A 17,165-nucleotide genomic window follows, 5' to 3' on the forward strand; every position below is an offset into this window, starting at 1 on the left:
AGTTTTCATGGGTGCAGACGCAGATCAAGTGCTTATAGTTCCCTACGCCAGTGTTAACTGAATCAGGTTCAACGGGTCTCGATTAACGATCTCAGCAAACACCAAATAAGGTATATGCCCCCCGACTATTGATAGCGATAGTAACAGCACTCTCACAACTGAGATACTGATTTTATTCAATTATAAGAATTACACATGAAAAAATTTCAATTAGGCAAAACAAAACAAATACTTATAACGTTCCTTTAGATGGCTTCGACTGTATAAACAAGCACAACACAATCAGAGACATACCTAACCAGCCTGTAAAAGGAATCAGCTCACCGACAACACAGACGGCAAGCACCGCTGCAACTACTGGTTCAAACAGAGTCAGCAGATTGGCGCTACTCGCGGTCACGTGGCGTAAACCAAAACTGAACGCGATATAGCCCAAGCATTGTGGGATTAACGTCAGATAACTGATGACTAATACGTTAATCTGCGAGGAAAACAGGTTCTCCCCCGTAAACCAGAGCGTTGGCAGCAACAGCATCGCACCCAGGCCAAAAATACTGCCCATCGCCGCTTGTGACTTAATCCCTTTGTCGATCAGTGCTTTGGTCGCCCAAGAATAAATGGCGTAACACAACCCAGCGAGCAAACCTAAAGCAATACCGAACAGCTTGAGATCATCACCGGATTCATTCGTCGATGAAGATTCTGAAAACACCAACAACCCAATACCCACCACACCAATCGCAAAGCTAGTGAGCCAACGTTTGTTGATATTATACTTTTTGCTAATAAGACACTCTAACAGAGCAGAAAAGAAAGGTGCGGTAGCAATCGAAACCACTGTACCAATCGCCACGCCAGATAATTTCATTGAAGAATAGAAAGCTAAAGGATAGATCGCTAAAGCCAAAGCGCTCACTGCCAACAGCTTCTTATTCTGCAAAAGTTTATCAAGGGCTAATAGGATTTTTCGATACGCTAGGCCCGCTTGCATTAGGCCGCCGACACCCATAGAGAAAGCACCAATCGCTAATGGGCTTAGATCAGGCGCAAAACTTGCGGCGGTGCCTGTCGTGCCCCATAAAATGGAAGCAAACAAGATGGCTAAAGTGCCCGTTTGGAATTCGTTAACGCGATTGATGGCAAGATTCATTTCTATTACCCAATTTTCAGTTCTGAAATAGATAATAATGAAGATTGATAAAAGTTAGTTTGCCGAAAGGACGCTATTGTTGTTTCTAAAGACTGTCTTTCATTGAGCCTAGAAACGCCCTTGGAGACATTCCAAAGTGCTGAGAGAAGCGGCGACTGAAAGCAGAAACATCACTATATCCCACATTTTCAGCGATCAATTGAACAGGTAAATCTGTGTGGGTTAACAAGGCTTGAGCTTTCTCCATACGATATCGAGTGATGTATTTAAGCGCACTGATACCCAGGCATTCTTTGAAGCGTTTTTTAAATTGAGTGGGACTCAAACAGGCCGTTTCTGCAAGTTGTGATATGGATAACGGTTGCGTGTAGTTATCCGCTATCAGCCTTTGTACGGCGCGGATTCTTGGGTCGATGCTCTTGCTCACTTGTTGTTGCTCTAACAGCAGTGAAAACACATCCAAAATTGATGACTCAATACCGCTATCGACCTGATATTCCAACTGCTTCTCTACAAACAACAAGAAGCTCATCAAAGGTGGCGTTATCGTGAAAACCGAAAGCTCATGCTCTAACAAATGCTGCGGCAACTCCGCCATATCCGCGACAATAAACCGCGCTGCTTCATCCGCCTTAAACGCATGCGCGGTGGTTACTGGAATCACCACACATTCGCCCACCGCCACTTTACCGACATACCCCACCATTTCGATATTAATACTGCCTTGGATCGGCAATACCAGTTGATGATGGTCATCATGAGCATGGGTATTAAATTGCTTGGTGTAAGATCGAATGCTTAAGCTAGATTTCATGAGCAACGCCGGAGTACATTTCGCTAGGTTAAAGTAAGAGATACAACGTTACATTATCACTTCCCTAGAGTCACACTCAATGATCATCAAATTCATGCTAACTAGGTGACATGATCAAAAACGGCCTCCAAATAAGAGGCCGTATTTATTCGAATGCTAAATCACGTCAAAGATTTAAAACGATACTTGGTTATCCTGACCAACCACTACCTGAACACTATTTTGAACATCATAGATTTCAAAACCATCAGCAACCGGATCAGCATTGTCTTCATCACTGTCGTAATGCGCAGTACAGGTATAACCCAATGAGTAAGTACCTGGATCAATGAAGCCCAGAGAGAACTCATAGTTAGTCTGTGCTTCATTCATTGCTACTGACGCTGAAGTGATCGGTTTCACTTCATCACTGCCGCCAATCGGAGCCATGTTAGCTTTAGCGATGTCACCTTCATACAAATAAACCGATTGGACGAAGGTATTGTCATTTGTAGGGTTACAAGCTCCAAAAGTTGTTGTCGCTACAGTACCTTCAATGTTTCCTGTCTCAACCGTATTGATAAGGCTTACAGACGTTCTTTGAATAGTGTAATCAGGGAAAGTCGAACTGTTCTTTAGGCCACGTCGAAGATCGAACTCGACAACAAAATCGTTACTCTGTTGGTTCACATTAAATGAATCATTAAAGTAAAGCACGCCAGCGTTATCTTCTTTACCAACACCTTGCGGGCACGCGCCATTACCTTTCACCGTTAACTCACGAATCGAGTCATCGTTTTCTACAACATAAGATGGATGTGTCGGGTGATCGCCATCATTCGCAAACACACATAGTTTATAGCTACCTACTGGAACTACCTCGTTTTCAATCAAAGGAAGTGCATCGCTTCCTTGGTAATCCAATAAATTGACACTTAATGGAATAGGATCTTCACCGTCTGTCAACGGGTCGCCATTTTCATCAACGTAATCACCGTTTTCGTCCGTTTTATACACGTCATACACTAGCGTTGTACCTCCCTGAGTCGGAAGTAAAGCTACCTTGCTGAATGTCACCGTCACATCTTTAACATCATCGACGGGCGCATCACTCACACTCAAGGTAATGGGTGTCGTACTGCTTGATGATCCTGAGTCTCCGCCACAACCAACAAGCCCGGCCAACACAAGGCTAGCTAAAGCCGTTTCCTTTAAATATTTCATAACTCATTTCCTATAAAATCACTGCTCAATAAAGGGCTTATTTGAGTGCCCTCTTATTCTTTTTCTTGTTGTGACCCATAAATAAACAGCGCTATTGTTTGATGTTTATATCCCTACTATTCAGGGCATTCCTCATCCAAAAAACACTGTTCATCAAGGTGCACATATCAAGTCGCACATAGGTTAATTAAGTCTAGTAAGTAAATTGTCAGTAGCAACGCATGTTTGGCAAAAGTGCTGTCAATTGTGTTGAAATAGTCGTTGAGTAGAAAATGGGAAGCAGGGATTGAAAGCAACTTGATCAAAGTGAATAATCGCCACCAAGATCAAAAAAGGCCGTTAAGACAGCCTGTTGCTGAACTTAAACGACCTTTTCATTGAATTTTGATTAAGCTAATTCGATCTTAGCTCATTCAAATTGACTTATTTTTGAAGTTGTTCTTTAGCCGCTTCAACCTTAGAGAAATCTAGGCCAAGCTCTTCAACGGCTTCTTTGATTAGCGCAGGGTTTTGCATTACCTGACCCATCAGCATTTGAAGTTTATCTTGTGGTAAGCCAAGTTGGCTGATTGTCGCCATTGCTGCAAGAGGGTTCTCTGTCAGCGTCTTGAATATCTCGCTGATTTGCTCATCGCTAATATTGTTCTCTTTCAACATTGCTAAAATCGGGTTCATCACTTTACCTTTGAAACACTAAAATTAATAGAGCGCCAGTTTACCACCTAGCGCCTCTCGATAGTACCAGCAAGTTGTGCTTTGCTTAACCCAAGTTATTGCTTAGATTTTAGGCTTAACGCGACTCTAGCGGATAAGAGCGGTAACTCCACATGCCATAGGTTCTTAGAGCATCACGATAAATACCTAACAGTTCGCCACTGCTTGCATTTTTAAGACTTTCTAATGGCTTGTCTGGGTAAGCAACCGTATCAAATGTAATTCCTTGAGGGCCAGTTTGCCAGCTCGCAATTTCAAACAAAGTTTGACCACGACGAACATGGCTTGCCGAGCTAATAATGGTCGCATGCTTAATATTATGACGAGCAAGCGCATAGCTACTGAACAAAGCATTCCCTACCGTGCTAGTCGCATAGTTCTCTTCAATGATACGATCTTTACTCACCCCTTTTGAAATAAGCCAATTCGCCATCAACTTGCCTTCTGTCTTGTGGTTCTTAGGCACGCCACCCGTTAGCACAATCATCGCATCCGGGTTGGCTTTAGACATTGCCAATGTGGTTTCAAGACGTTCAATCAAGATCTCATGCATTGAACCATCTGGGTTCAGCGCGTAACCCAAAGTAACTATCGCGCCGTGATCGCTCAGTAGCCCTTTATCTGCTGATTCTTTCAACGGTGTTTCTAATACGCGATCGACCGTAGCAAAGATACGTTTGATGTCTTCGGCTTTGCCTTTGTTCAGGCTCTCAAGCTTCTGCATATGCTTGTTGGATTCACTATCATTACCATCGAATCTTTGCCAAACCGCAAGGTAAGAATGAAGATCGACATCGTCTGGCGCAACCGTCAACGCTTGCTCAAACAACTCAATAGCGCGCTCTGCATTCTTGTTATAGATCTGAGCGTTCGCTGCCGAAATCAGCAAGTCAGTGCGGTAAGGTTCTAACTGGTAAGCTTCTAACAATCGATTCGTCACAATTTCCATGTTGCTTGGCATTTTAGCCGTGAAGCCAGCGTGAGAAATTCTTGCTGGAGACTTGAACGCTTGCAACGCATCAAGAAGTAGTTGGTCGACAACTTGTCGCTTAGTCACCAACTGCGCGTAATCCGCAGAAGCTTGTACTGCGCCATCGTTAGCAGCAAAAGAATAAGGAATTGCGCCAAAAGCCAGCATGCCACCAAGAGCGAGGGCGATAATGTTCTTTTTCATGGAAAGATCCTGTGTCGTTAAGTGTTCACATCAGATTTGCTCCCCAATGTAAGCCCCTAGTATTAAAAAACCGTGAAGCACACCAGAATCTACAGCGTTAATATTCCTTGGTTGCATAAGATGTGGCTGCAGATCACGATTTTATGTGCCTAAACACGCTCGCCAATCTAACGAGTTGTTGTATAACAATGATGTTACTGACTATTTTCGAATATCTAGCTTCAAATTCACACGCCTCCCCCACCATAATCGACAATTACATTTAGACTGACGACCAACTGTCAGCGCCGATGTAAAAATGACCCACTAACGCCGATTTAAAATTGACCCACTTGAGGCAAACTATCCGTTCGTAAATGGACAAAGCGGCGGATTATGATCAATCAGGAGCAACTAGTGGAAATACATGTTTTACATCAGCAAGGGTGCAGCATCCGCCGTATCGCCAAGGATTTGGGTATCTCAAGGAATACCGTTCGTAACTATCTCCGTGATAGAAGCAAAGCCCTCGTGTACCCCGAGCGTCAATCGCGACCAACTAAACTTCAGCCATACCATGACTACTTGCGTACTCGCATTGACGCAGCAAAACCGTATTGGATACCAGCAACAGTCCTACTACGTGAATTAAAAGCGCTTGGCTATGAGGGCGGTATAACGATGCTCAAGGAGCACATCAAGCAATACAAACCTAGCACGCCAGTCGACCCCGTGGTTCGATTCGAGACAAAGCCTGGTGAGCAGATGCAGGTCGACTTCACTACCATCACGCATTACGGCGTACGTGTTAAAGCCTTCGTTGCAACGCTTGGTTATAGCAGAGCGACCTTCGTTCGCTTTTGCGAGCGAGAGCGACAAGAAGACTGGGTTGAAGGTCTTGAAGAAGCGTTTGAATACTTCGGTGGCGTACCCAAAGAAGTTCTCTTCGATAATGCAAAAGCCATCATGATAGAACGAGATGCTTACGGTGAAGGTGAACACCGATGGAATCCTATGTTGCTCACTGCCGCTAAGAAGTACAACTTCAAACCAAGAGCTTGCCGCCCTTATCGCGCAAAGACCAAAGGGAAAGTGGAGCGATTTAACTCTTACTTGAAAAGTAGCTTCGTTACTCCGCTTGCAGCGACACTCAAACAACACGGACTTAAAGTCACCGTCGATGTTCTTAATGGGCATATCGGCGCGTGGTTAGAAACCGTCGCTCACCAACGGATCCACGGTACGACGGGTACAAAGCCTCAAGTTCTCTTAGATGAAGAGCGCTTTACACTTCAACCCCTCACGTCACCGACACGCCTAATGGTACCGCTAACAATGGGTGATAATGTAATGCCAGTTGAGAGCTTCCAACACCCACTCTCAACCTATGACGCGCTGTTGGAGGTACGAGTATGAACCTTCAAATGAATCGCATCGAAGCGGCCTGTGCAGCGCTGAAGTTACAAGCTATAGGTCAGGACTGGCCAAGACTGGCAGAAGTCGCTAATAGTCGTGAGTTCAGCCTAGCCGATTACTTAGAGTCACTTCTCAACGCAGAGCTTGATGCGAGAGCTGAACGCACAAGAGCCACGCTGACCAAATTCGCCAGCTTCCCTATGGAGAAAACATTCGATGACTATGACTTCAAGTTCGCAACAGGCGCTCCAAGAAAACAGCTTAAGGAGCTAACAGGGTTAGCCTTTATTGAGCGAAAGGAAAACGTGATATTACTTGGCCCAAGTGGCGTTGGTAAAAGCCACCTTGCTGTGAGCCTTGGTCAAATAGCGGTTCAAAAGGGTCTAAAGACACGCTTCATCACAGCAGCAGACTTAATGCTTCAACTGTCTACAGCAAAAACTCAAGGCAAGCTTGAAAGCTACCTGAGACGAAGCGTGCTCGCTCCAAAGCTTCTTATCGTCGATGAAATCGGATATCTACCGTTCGGCAGAGAAGAGGCGAACTTGTTCTTCAACGTCATCGCTAAAAGATACGAGCAAGGCAGCATTATCGTGACCAGTAACTTGCCGTTCTCTCAATGGTCAAATGCGTTCGCCGACGATACGACACTGACGGCGGCGTTACTGGATAGACTTCTTCATCACTCGCACATCGTACAAATCAATGGAGAAAGCTATCGATTACGAGGAAAGAAGGCGGCTGGAACCATACCAACGGTTCTAGAGAATCTATCTGAAAGTAGAAGTTAATTACGTGGGTGGGTCAGTTTTACTTCGGCGATAACGTCGATAAGTGGGTCAATTTTAAACTGGCGTTGACACAACATGAAAGCTCACATTCAAACACATACTTTCAGATATTTAAGATTCTCAACCGCCAATAGGTTCACGCTAGCTTCTGCCCATCAACTGAAATTCAAACACCGCTCGTTTAAAAAAACAGGCCATTTTTCACATAATTTAAAATCAATTATTGAACGATCGTTCAAGTGATGTTTTAATGGACGTCCAATACAAGGAGTTACCCCATGCTTAAGTTCTATTTTCACCAAACACCCAACCCAATGAAGATCGCTCTGTTTCTAGAAGAGACAGGCCTAGATTTTGAACTCGTTCCAGTTGATACCTTAAAAGGCGAGCAACACACACCGGAATATCGCTTAATAAATCCAAATGGCAAAACGCCAGCGATTGAAGATGACGGACAACGTGTATTCGACTCTAACGCTATCCTTCTTTACCTATCAGAGAAAACTGGCAAGCTAGCGGGGCAACCAGAAGACAGAGCAGAACTTCTATCTTGGATGATGTTCATCGCGAGCGGTCTTGGTCCATACTCTGGCCAATCGGTACACTTCCGTCATGCTGCCCCTGCAGGCCTAGACTACGCCGTGAACCGTTATCTACGTGAAGCACAACGTCACTACGAAGTGTTAGAAAAGCATATGGAAGGTCGTGAGTTTTTCGTCGGAAATGAGTACACCATTGTCGATGTCGCGGCATGGGGTTGGATTGATAAAGCACCTTTCGTGCTTGGTGAAGAAGGCCTAGAACCTTACCCGAACTTAAAGCGCTGGTTTGATGCAATCAACAGTCGCCCTGCCGCACTGCGCGCTCGCGAGATTGGTAAAGGCATTGAGTTTAAAACCGAACGTGATGAAGAAGCGAAACGAGCACTGTTTCCTTCGAATTATGCGAAGTAGAAAAATTGATAGTTAACACTCTTCTGAGTGATAGCTAAAACTCAAACATAAAGAGCCGCTAAAAAGCGGCTCTTTATGTTGAAAAGTCACAAGTTGATATTTTGTGTGGATTGATACCAAGGTTCAACATTCGTAACTATCCACTTCTCTCAAACACATTTCTGGACAAAAGTTTGCTAGTGACTTCCCTAAATTAGCAATTCATGGATAACTAAAGGTATGGTAAAGCTAGTTGTGAAGAGCTAGTACGATGAGTAAAATCGTACTAGCAAAAAGATTGATTTATGCTTAGGTTCGTATTAAGTGTAGTTACGGTAAATCGGTCAAGGCAAAGTCGATACAGTGGTTTTTACAACAACCGCTGAATTTGAGAAAGAAGCTTCAATGTTACTAGCATCCAGTTCCGCAAAGTTTCTATAGCACTCTTCAAAGTGTTTATCTTCAATCAGTCTTTGCTTCGTATCTTCGGGTAAGGTAAACGTATAGCCTTCTTCTTTAACAAGCCCTAGACTTACCATGCGTTCTCCCATGTGAAATACGTTATATGGCATCCAATCTTCTTTATCTGGCACTCCAAAAGGGATTACTTCGTCGAAGAATATCCGTAAGAATTCTTTGCCTTCGTCTTTTAGATCACGAGAAAAGCTAGTCAATGTCTTTTCACGCTCTTCTTCTAGATGATTTATCAGGAGTTTTCGAGCTGCGGGATACAATTCGTATACGCTTTCAGAGGCGTTTTTATGCCCTATTTCTCTAATGAAACCTACTTTTTCGAGGTAGTCAGCAGGTTTTTTTTCCTTTTTAAAGACACGGTTTCAGTTAGCATTTTTTTTAATAACGAGAGATCTACATTATCTAAATGAGGAATCGCAGCTTCGATTTCTCGTTTTGATTTCAATGCTTTGCACATTGAACTCACTTTTAGCTCACATAACCAATTTATGATCAAATGAAAAAGGCAATAACATAATAGAAAGCAGATAAAAAACAATTCTTCACTTGGTAGTCCGAATAAATCCAATTCAGAACCTGTGTTCTTCCCAAGCCAATAACAAGATAAAATAGAAAGCATAATTATTAGTGCTTCCTTCTTCGATAATCTCCGTTTTATAACAGCTATAAAATTCTCAATCACTTTTTACTCCATTAAGATTTTTAAGATCGTGGATTCTATCATTTATTTTCAAATACGTGACTCCGTAACGAAGAACCGAAGGTTCTCCATGGCGAAAGCCAGTTGAGTTTAGGTTCGCAGAAATATCGCTTGAAAATGAGGTTAAAAATATCAAAATGTGGTGTTCATTATTCCTACTATGTAAAACCCATGAATTTGCGCTCAGAAACAGCCCTTATAGCAAGTCAAACGCTCTTAGCGAAGATTCTAGGCGGTTAATCAAGGCTATGTGATTCTATGGTTTGTAACGATTTCAGTGCGATTTACAGAGCAAAAACTAGCGAATTCATTTGAGTCAAAAAATGCACTCAGACACCCATTTTTCGTACTTTGTGAATTTTAGGTGTCAGATTATATATATTTGGGCAAAATTCACCCACCTACTACAAACGCAGTATTGCGTTACAGTCTGTGCCGTAAACTACTCTAATGTCATGTGGAAACTTCCCACCCCACCATTTAATCCATGAATGACTAAAAGCTTTGCATTTGCCTCACGTTTATCTATATCAAATTTATATGTCTTTTTGCCTGTATTGAAATCATCTGAAAATAAGATCTTATCATTCGAAGATATCAGTTGAATCCTAACTCGAACATCATCCTTCTGCTTCATACTGATCAATTTGTAAGGTTCTGTGATATTAGACTGAAGCTTGTAAATTGCACTTGTACCTTGGCTAATAAATCCTTGTGCCTTGTCATGCATACCCAGAATATTAGATTCACCTGTAAGCTTTTCAGGTGTAGCAACTTCCTCTAGTAAAAAGTTATATGTTCCAACTTCATCATTTATCCCATGGACAACTAACAAATACTCACCTTCATCGTAAGTTCCGAATCCAAACGTGTACTCTTTTTTTCCAGTATTAAAATCATCAGAAAAAAGTACCTTGTCACTAGGAGAAATAAACTGATATCGAATACGGACATCATCACTTTGTTTCTGGGAAGTCAATCGATATGCAGTGTGCCCATTAGAGCGAATCTTATAGATGGCACTTGTACCTTGGCTAATATACCCTTGAGCTATATCCTGATTCCCCAAAACATTGGACTCACCAGTCAGTTGCTCTGGGGTTGCAACTTCTTCCAAAACAAAATTATATGTCCCAACTTCATCATTTATCCCATGGACAACTAGCAAATACTCACCTTCATCGTAAGTTCCAAATCCAAGCGTGTACTCTTTTTTTCCAGTATTAAAATCATCAGAAAAAAGTACCTTGTCACTAGGAGAAATAAACTGATATCGAATACGGACATCATCACTTTGTTTCTGGGAAGTCAATCGATATGCAGTGTGCCCATTAGAGCGAATCTTATAGATGGCACTTGTACCTTGGCTAATATACCCTTGAGCTATATCTTGATTCCCCAAAACATTGGACTCACCAGTCAGTTGCTCTGGGGTTGCAACTTCTTCCAAAACAAAATTATATGTCCCAACTTCATCATTTATCCCATGGACAACTAGCAAATACTCACCTTCATCGTAAGTTCCGAATCCAAACGTGTACTCTTTTTTCCCAGTATTAAAATCATCAGAAAAAAGTACCTTGTCACTAGGAGAAATAAACTGATATCGAATACGGACATCATCACTTTGTTTCTGGGAAGTCAATCGATATGCAGTGTGCCCATTAGAGTGAATCTTATAGATGGCACTTGTTCCTTGGCTAATATACCCTTGCGCTATATCTTGATTCCCCAAAACATTGGACTCACCAGTCAGTTGCTCTGGGGTTGCAACTTCTTCCAAAACAAAATTATATGTCCCAACTTCATCATTTATCCCATGGACAACTAGCAAATACTCACCTTCATCGTAAGTTCCGAATCCAAACGTGTACTCTTTTTTCCCAGTATTAAAATCATCAGAAAAAAGTACCTTGTCACTAGGAGAAATAAACTGATATCGAATACGGACATCATCACTTTGTTTCTGGGAAGTCAATCGATATGCAGTGTGCCCATTAGAGTGAATCTTATAGATGGCACTTGTTCCTTGGCTAATATACCCTTGAGCTATATCTTGATTCCCCAAAACATTGGACTCACCAGTCAGTTGCTCTGGGGTTGCAACTTCTTCCAGTACAAAGCTATATGTTCCAATTCCATCATTAATCCCGCGAACAACTAAACGGTATTCACCCTCATCATATGTGCCAAAACCGAAAGTATAATCTTTTTCACCTGTATTAAAATCCTCAGAAAACAAAATTTTACCACTTGGAGATATAAAATTATATCGAATCCTCACATCATCATTTTGTTTCTTACTAACTAGTCGGTATGCCGTATGACCAAGTGAAATTATTGAAAACTCTTTTAACTCATCCCCTTCCTCCTCTGAGATTCGTCCTTCTATAACTTTTGAGTTTACAGAATCCTGCTTTTTATTAGTTCGAATAAGCTTTGCGGGTGAAGAAGAAAATGCGGTCAAGTCAGATGATTTTTGACTAAGCAACTCTGTTTCGAATGCGAAGAATTCGACTACTGAGCGAGATAAAGCTGCAATCGTGTCCATTCTTAATACTCTACCAGTACCATCTTTAACCGAAATTAGCATTCCCATGGGATAGCTACCAACATATACAATGCTTCCACTCATGCCTTGAGATATTTCTTGATTATTGTTTTCTAACTCTACATAAAAGTAGGTATGTAAATCTTTACTAGTTATTCTCAAAGGAAATTCTGTTAGTGCCCCATTCTTTTTCCTAAAGCTTAATGTGGCGTTTTTTACGCTATCTAGTACAGTTCGAACTCTTCCACCTTCATCTTTCCATGAGCTTTCACTACATATTGATGTAGAATTTGGCGCTAACTGTAAAATAGCCAAGTCTTGAGGGTAATTTGTTAAAATAGCTGCAATAGCATCCCTTTGAAGCCTTGAGCTAACGTAAATACCGTCAGAATCGTCAACAACATGCTTTGGCGTATACACCAGACATGTATCTCCTACCTGTCTTAATAAACCCTTTCCTGAGGAAAAATCCGTTTCAACAAACACATCCGTAGCATTTGTATAAAATGAAATAACAGAAACCGATAACACCAGCCAAAGAATAAAGAATTTTTTAATATTAGTCATTTAAGTCTTCTCTAGCAATGTTAATTATTTTAATCCGCAGTAAGAAGGATATTATAAAAGCTACAAGTTGTATAAAAACAAAAAGTACAGTGAAAGCTAATGTCGCTTCATTATCCTCAGTAATTCTATTTATAAAACTTACATCAACTTTTTGAGGTAAAGATCTGTACTTCTGAATAAAAACCTTTCCTCCATTAGAGAAAAACACACCATTCAAGCCTTTATCATTATACTCAGCCCTTATATATCCTTTTACAGGGTTATTTTTTTCTTTCTTAAAGTAAACATAGTCTCCATTATTAAAAACTCTCGGGGAAAAGTAATAATTCGACTCAGTGATTAGCGAGTAGTCTGATATTTCCACATATCCTTCCTTTAACGTAGGAAAGTAATAATCACTAGCATCAGATATGTTTTTTCCTATTTGAACATCACCAATCAGATTGGCAGAAAAAATAGGGTTGTTTGTATCAAGCTCAACTACGATGGCAGTACAAATAGGTAAAAATTCTTTGTTAAAGTCAACAGACAAGGCACCTGAACTATATTTCGCATCTTTCCCAAGTATTTCAATAATTAGATTTCTATCACTAAATCTAGTTATCGATACTTGTGCACCTTGATTTAAATTGAGGACTCCTTCTAGTGTTCGTGCTTGCTCTTTAATAAATTGGACATCACCACACTCACCGACTGAAAAATTTTTCAGTAAAATATCTGATGAGTTTTTATCATTTGGAGTATATTGGAAAAACTCAGAGTTTACCTTTAATGTATAAGATGTATTTTCCCCCAACTTACTAAACAGTAAAATTAATAATAATACAGCAAAAGAAAAAACCAGAGCTAGGAAAGTAATAACCCAAACACGTACATTTTCTGGAACTCTCTTTAGCTCCAAGTAATTTTTAATATACAACCATAAAACTCTCACTCTGGAACCCAAATTAGGTATTTTTTGTTTCTAGAGCTTTTAAAAACAACATTGCTGTTCCCCGACGGGATAATTTCGCCTAACTTACATTTGAAGTTATATGAAATCTTTATTTCAGAATCAACATCAACACAATAACTATTTGTCCCACCTTCAACAATCGGTTTATACATAGGGATATTACTTGCACTATTTATATAAAAATAGCCAGTTTTAGTTGAACTATTAATTGGCATTCCCCAGGATATAGGAAATACATGCAAGAATTTCCTACCTCGTTTATCTTGCTGTTCAATATATGCAAAGGCTGTAAGTTGTTCTACAGCGTACTTAGATAGCTTTTCTCGATACTTTGAGGGGAAGGTTATTTGGTTCCAAAACGGCTCACCATTTTGAAATTTTAAAGACACTGTTGCTGAATAAATTCCATCTATCGTAGAAATGTCAACATTGAGTTTATTTACATTTGGTGGCCTAGAGACATACAGTTCATTTATCGCAGGAGCAGAAAGCTCGCCAGTAACTTCATAGCCTATGAGTAGTCCACCAGCGACATTGACGTTTTCTGAGAACTCTTCATGTACAGATATAACCTCATACCTTTCATCATTCGACAAACTTTGGAATGACGCTATAAACAATGTAACTATCCATGTAAAACGCTTAGAGTTTTTCATATTCCTTATGCTTCTTTTATTTAACGATCCACAATTAATACCATCGTACCTTACAAATTTAGCCTATTGTGTGAGCAATACCTAATACTGTAGATTGTGGAGGATGTACAAATTTGACCACTATGTAATCGAGATACTAATTACTGCACTAAAAAGCTGGCAGTATCAGAGTTGAGATCAATTGTTCCATATACTCTGCCAGGTGGTTTAGATGATATTAATGACATATTGGAACGTTTAGGTTGTTAATCTCTGGGGTTATTTAGGCTCGAATTGGTCAGCTCAGAACATGCTAGAAGTTGTAGCTATGCCCCACTTCAATTTTAATTTCCGACTTCCAACATGCAGTGTAACTACGAATATGTAATCAAGCTATTTAGTCCACTACATCCAAAACAAGTAGCTCTTCATAGGATAGAGATACTTAAATTGTTGGCTATAATTTTACGAGGAACGAACAATAGCTAACTGTTTTTGTTCCGTTTAAAGTCTTTGTTAGCTTACTTTCCAAACACTTCAGATTGTACCACTTGATTTCCGAATGGCATTTTAACCTTTACCCATTTACCAAAAAAACTAAAGGCATTTTCATTGACACATGACTCTGCAATCAAGTAGCTTGAATCTGTCATCACATGGAACTCATCCTGATAGAGTGATCGGTAGCATACAGTTAAAGGCAAGATTGAAGTGTAGTAGGCTAGAGCTTTATATTCATCGGAAACTACTTCGGGTTCTTGGACTTTCAGAAGGGATATACTCTGCCCTGCACGTAGAAATGTACGATCTTCAATTTTAGTAATTAATGCCTTAACATTGCTAATATCGATGTCATTAAGTTTTGCGAATTCATTGAGAGTCTCCCTTAAACTTTTAACTTCTTTAGCCGCCAACTCAAAAGTATCGATGATAGCAGGCCCAGTACCTATATTTTCTAACGCTATTTCTATGTACTCTCCATCAGAATGTGTGATTGAAAATTGCAACATAGGAATTAGAGATAATTTATTATGATACGATGTTGTACGTGCTTGATGTACAGTTAAAAATAGAGCGCAAACAGCAATTACTAAACTGCATACCTCTACAACTCTCCCATTAAAAAGCTTCTTCAATTCATCAAACACTCGAACTCCTGTAAGTTAACATTTTAATATCGTTCCAGCACGAATTGATGCATTCAGTATACCTCAAACATACTACCTAACTAACTGAAAAATATAAATAAAAATCAGTTTAAATCTAGTTTCTGATAAAATGCCGCGCAAGCACACATAGCTTCCGATTCTAGGTACGTTATCAATCAAAAACTTCCCTTTAGTTCTCCATTATTCAATAGTTTAGAAATGGTTGAACAACATATTCGAGCGTAAGTGTGATTGAAGGTCAGTCTGCTGTGGATTAGAAAATTTAGTTACATTGTTGGAACTCTAGGCATAAGGAAAAGTAAGGCATGTTGCAGGGTTTGAAACTGAGTTAATCCCTATCTAGCTCACTTTGGGGCAATAATGTGTTTGCAAGTCCCAAAAAAAGAGCCGCAAAAGCGGCTCTTGATTTTCAAACTATTTGTAGAAACAACCATAAAGTGATATTTACGATTTCTTTTAGTTCAATAGCTTACTTAAAAAGCAACCATATGTTGATATCGCCTAAAACAACCATAAGTTGATATTTTCGTGAAAATCATTAAACATGAAACATCCCAAGGTAAGAAAATTACTTACCAAAAACAAAGTTCGAATTTTTGCTACATCTTTAGTGTCACCTATAACTTCTCTGGCCTTTCGGTTTCAGTATTCTAAGACAACTCTTTTATCTCTTGTCAATTCAATCCCAACTTAAATTCTCAACTAGCTAAAGATTTGATTTCTGATTGAATCAGTTCACACAATCGTTGCATGATAGAAATCAAACGCCTTGCCTGTACAAACAAGCCTAGAAAAATATACTCTCGAGCACGGTTAAGTAAACTATCAAACACCTCAAATTTCTTAATAATCTCTCTGTTTTCGGACTGCAATATCAAATAGCTATCAGTGCCAAACATTACTAACTGTTGTTCTATCTGTTCACAGCATTTCAATAACAGGGCTGCAGAGTTATCCATTCAACATTGCCTCTAGATACTGCAAATCTTTTTGATTTAACTGAGTTAACTCTTCTTTGAACTCAATCAGTTCCTGTAACGTTTGTGCAGTGGCTGCCTGAGTAACCTTTTGACTTTGGATCATAATTTGGATTTCAGCCATCAGTTCTTCCAAAGTACGAGTTTGTCCTTTCTGAGCAGTTTTAACTACCTGTCGAACATCACCTAACAAGCGACTATTGTTGTCAGCCATGTCATTCACTCTATCTTCAAACTCTTCATTAAGTTCAGAAAACTGCTCAGAAACCTCTTTTGTAAACTGTCTGCTATGCTCTAAAAGTATCGACTGAAGTTGCTTGTTACCTTGTTCAATTATATTTCCTTGTTCACGCATGAACTCACCATTTTCTTTGGTTTGCGCTTCAATTTGGCTAGTCAACTCAAAGATTGGCGAAAGTTTTTTGGTGATCTGCTCGAGATGGTGATCAAGTGACTGTCGTCCTAGTTTATTTTCCTGTATCAATTGTTTACTAAGCTGCTCTGCAGTTTGTGTGAATTTTTTTGCTAGCTGGTTTTGCAGTTCAATGGAATCCGCCGATTGTTGGCTATTTAATATATTGATTTTTAATATTAGATCAGAAAGTTTGTCGTCAATTATTTCTGATACAAGCATAGTATGGTTCTCTAGCTGCTTAACTACACTAATCAGTTGCTGATGAATTCTTTTATCTTGCTCAGTTTTGTCTTTTACAGCCATACAAATTTCTGTTCGCATATTTTTCGTCGTTGATTGGAATTCACTTTTATAAGCAAAAAATGCTTGTTGTTGCTCTAACTGACGCTGATGCGCTAGTTTCTGATCAAGTAAGCTGAATATGAATACCGATACTGCAGCTAATCCAACAAGTCCGTACCCATATACAACGTATTGATTGTGGATAAACATAATGAATAAGAAAGCTAAAATAGAAGCTACCGTAATCGCTTTAAAGACTGATGACAT

Annotated in this window: 15 protein-coding genes and 1 riboswitch; of the genes, 3 read left to right on the plus strand and 12 right to left on the minus strand. The window is 40.0% G+C overall.

Annotated elements, in window-relative coordinates:
* Positions 1–22: 22 nt before the first annotated feature.
* Positions 23–134: riboswitch (TPP riboswitch) on the minus strand.
* Between the two features lie 98 nt (positions 135–232).
* The 5 genes from OCW38_RS19435 to OCW38_RS19455 all read right to left on the minus strand — a co-directional run bounded on the left by OCW38_RS19435 (position 233) and on the right by OCW38_RS19455 (position 5,055).
* A complete protein-coding gene (locus OCW38_RS19435) occupies positions 233–1,150 on the minus strand; it encodes a DMT family transporter (RefSeq protein ID WP_102270647.1) in 918 nt (305 codons plus the stop codon).
* Positions 1,151–1,235: 85 nt separating this feature from the next.
* Positions 1,236–1,964, minus strand: coding sequence for a helix-turn-helix domain-containing protein (locus tag OCW38_RS19440; protein ID WP_016768295.1), 729 nt, complete (start codon positions 1,962–1,964; stop codon positions 1,236–1,238).
* Positions 1,965–2,138: 174 nt separating this feature from the next.
* Entirely contained in the window at positions 2,139–3,167 is a 1,029-nt protein-coding gene (locus OCW38_RS19445; RefSeq protein WP_016768294.1) for a DUF4382 domain-containing protein, read from the minus strand.
* 423 nt (positions 3,168–3,590) lie between these two features.
* Positions 3,591–3,842: a DUF2999 family protein gene (locus OCW38_RS19450; protein ID WP_009844829.1), complete on the minus strand. Its 252-nt coding sequence runs from the start codon at positions 3,840–3,842 to the stop codon at positions 3,591–3,593.
* Between the two features lie 115 nt (positions 3,843–3,957).
* Positions 3,958–5,055: a YdcF family protein gene (locus OCW38_RS19455; protein ID WP_102357609.1), complete on the minus strand. Its 1,098-nt coding sequence runs from the start codon at positions 5,053–5,055 to the stop codon at positions 3,958–3,960.
* Between the two features lie 375 nt (positions 5,056–5,430).
* Between OCW38_RS19455 and istA the strand changes: the two genes are divergently transcribed.
* The 3 genes from istA to OCW38_RS19470 all read left to right on the plus strand — a co-directional run bounded on the left by istA (position 5,431) and on the right by OCW38_RS19470 (position 8,194).
* On the plus strand, positions 5,431–6,450 hold the full coding sequence (gene istA / locus OCW38_RS19460) for an IS21 family transposase (RefSeq protein ID WP_046209543.1): 1,020 nt from the start codon (positions 5,431–5,433) through the stop codon (positions 6,448–6,450).
* The gene (gene istB, locus OCW38_RS19465; RefSeq protein WP_104216259.1) at positions 6,447–7,241 is read left to right on the plus strand and encodes an IS21-like element helper ATPase IstB; all 795 of its coding nucleotides are present in this window, start codon (positions 6,447–6,449) and stop codon (positions 7,239–7,241) included. Before istA ends, istB begins: the two co-directional genes overlap by 4 nt.
* Before the next feature lie 278 nt (positions 7,242–7,519).
* Positions 7,520–8,194: a glutathione S-transferase family protein gene (locus tag OCW38_RS19470; protein ID WP_010430545.1), complete on the plus strand. Its 675-nt coding sequence runs from the start codon at positions 7,520–7,522 to the stop codon at positions 8,192–8,194.
* Positions 8,195–8,517: 323 nt separating this feature from the next.
* On the opposite strand, the gene OCW38_RS19475 is transcribed toward OCW38_RS19470, so the two are convergent.
* From OCW38_RS19475 to OCW38_RS19505, 7 genes are all read right to left on the minus strand, one after another.
* Positions 8,518–8,907, minus strand: coding sequence for a hypothetical protein (locus tag OCW38_RS19475; protein ID WP_102357596.1), 390 nt, complete (start codon positions 8,905–8,907; stop codon positions 8,518–8,520).
* An 882-nt stretch (positions 8,908–9,789) separates the two neighbouring features.
* Entirely contained in the window at positions 9,790–12,465 is a 2,676-nt protein-coding gene (locus OCW38_RS19480; protein WP_193846303.1) for a hypothetical protein, read from the minus strand.
* A complete protein-coding gene (locus OCW38_RS19485; RefSeq protein WP_261895799.1) occupies positions 12,458–13,399 on the minus strand; it encodes a hypothetical protein in 942 nt (313 codons plus the stop codon). The genes OCW38_RS19480 and OCW38_RS19485 overlap by 8 nt, the downstream gene beginning before the upstream one ends.
* Positions 13,396–14,076: a hypothetical protein gene (locus OCW38_RS19490; protein WP_065099692.1), complete on the minus strand. Its 681-nt coding sequence runs from the start codon at positions 14,074–14,076 to the stop codon at positions 13,396–13,398. The genes OCW38_RS19485 and OCW38_RS19490 overlap by 4 nt, the downstream gene beginning before the upstream one ends.
* Before the next feature lie 500 nt (positions 14,077–14,576).
* Positions 14,577–15,203 (minus strand): hypothetical protein, encoded by a 627-nt coding sequence (locus tag OCW38_RS19495; RefSeq protein ID WP_102357492.1) that lies wholly within the window; start codon positions 15,201–15,203, stop codon positions 14,577–14,579.
* Positions 15,204–15,922: 719 nt separating this feature from the next.
* The gene (locus OCW38_RS19500; RefSeq protein ID WP_136974986.1) at positions 15,923–16,183 is read right to left on the minus strand and encodes a hypothetical protein; all 261 of its coding nucleotides are present in this window, start codon (positions 16,181–16,183) and stop codon (positions 15,923–15,925) included.
* Positions 16,176–17,165, minus strand: coding sequence for a hypothetical protein (locus OCW38_RS19505; RefSeq protein WP_261895803.1), 990 nt, complete (start codon positions 17,163–17,165; stop codon positions 16,176–16,178). The genes OCW38_RS19500 and OCW38_RS19505 overlap by 8 nt, the downstream gene beginning before the upstream one ends.

It is taken from the genome of Vibrio cyclitrophicus, assembly GCF_024347435.1.
Taxonomy (GTDB): Bacteria; Pseudomonadota; Gammaproteobacteria; order Enterobacterales; family Vibrionaceae; genus Vibrio; species Vibrio cyclitrophicus.